Source organism: Nonomuraea sp. KM90 (assembly GCF_052246675.1).
In the GTDB taxonomy this organism is placed as follows: Bacteria; Actinomycetota; Actinomycetes; order Streptosporangiales; family Streptosporangiaceae; genus Nonomuraea.
Map to the genome: position 1 here is coordinate 1 of NZ_JBQQCB010000360.1, position 1,387 is coordinate 1,387.

Here is a 1,387-nt window from a genome sequence, read left to right on the forward strand (position 1 = left end):
TCTAGTCCCATTTCCGCTGCGCGGAGCCCGTTCCGGGCTGAAAATCGGGAGTGGTTACCCGCCGACGCCGTAGCTCTATGGTCGTCATGAGGCCGTCGTCTAGTCGGGCGCTGGGAGCCTGCCATGGGCCCTTCATTGTCGCCTTTGAGCACGCGGATTAGCTTCTGCACCTGCCCTTGGCTCCTGCGGGTGACCGTTGTAGCCCGTGACTCGGCAAGGGAGGAAGCTGGTGCTGGTCGAGACCAACGACAACGAAGAGATCATCCCCAGGATCGCCGCGCTCGACATCGGCAAAGCCGAACTGGTGGCCTGCGTGCGCCTGCCCAGCGAGACCAAGACCGGTAAACGACTGCAGGAGGTGAGCACGTACTCCACCATGACCCGCGCGCTGCTGACCATGTCGGATCACTTCCGCTGCCTGGGCGTGACCCGGGTGGTCATGGAGGCCACCTCCGACTACTGGAAACCCGTCTTCTACCTGCTGGAAGCGGCAGGCTTCGAGGTGTGGCTGGTCAACGCGCGTGACGTCAAACACCTGCCCGGCCGGCCCAAAAGCGACACCATCGACGCGGTATGGCTCTGCAAGGTCGCCGAACGGCAGATGATCCGCCCCAGCTTCGTCCCCCCACCAGCGATCCGCCGCCTACGCGACCTGACCCGCTACCGGATCGATCTGGTCGGCGCGGCCACCGCGGAGAAGAACCGCGTCGAAAAGCTCCTCGAAGACGCGCACATCAAGCTCAGCGTCGTCGCCTCCGACATCTTCGGCGTCTCCGGCCGAGCCATGCTCAAGGCCCTCATCAGCGGCGAACGCGACCCCAAGGCCCTGGCTCAACTGGCCCGCACCCGGATGCGCACCAAGATCGGCGCACTAGAGGAGGCCTTCACCGGCCACTTCACCGACCACCACGCCTACCTGCTCGCCAAGATGGTGGCCCGAGTGGAAGCGGTCGAGGCCGACATCGCCGACCTCGATCGCACCATCGAGGCAGTGGTCGCCCCTTTCGCCGACGCAGCCGAGCGCCTGGATGAGATCCCCGGCGTCGGCCTGATCGCCGCCCACACGATCATCACCGAGATCGGCTTGGACATGAGCCGTTTCCCCACCGCCGGGCACTTGTGCTCCTGGGCCAAGCTCACCCCGATCATCAAGGAGTCGGCCGGCAAGAAGAAGGGCCGCAACTCCACCGGCCACGGCAACCGCTACCTCGCCCGCGTCCTGGGCGAAGCCGCCGTCGGCGCCAGCAAGACTCCCACCTTCCTCGGTGAGCGCTACCGCCGCATCGCCCGCCGACGCGGCAAGAAGAAAGCCGTCGTTGCGGTCGGCCGCTCCATTCTGACCATCGTCTGGCACCTGCTGTCCAACTCCGACGCCCGCTTCCACGAC

The 1,387-nt window shown here is 66.0% G+C and carries 1 protein-coding gene; it reads left to right on the forward strand.

Translation table 11 applies throughout. The features are described 5' to 3' along the window. Positions 1-229 precede the first annotated feature (229 nt). On the forward strand, positions 230-1,387 hold a 1,158-nt coding region (locus tag ACTWPW_RS64200; RefSeq protein ID WP_443175042.1), incomplete at its 3' end, for an IS110 family transposase.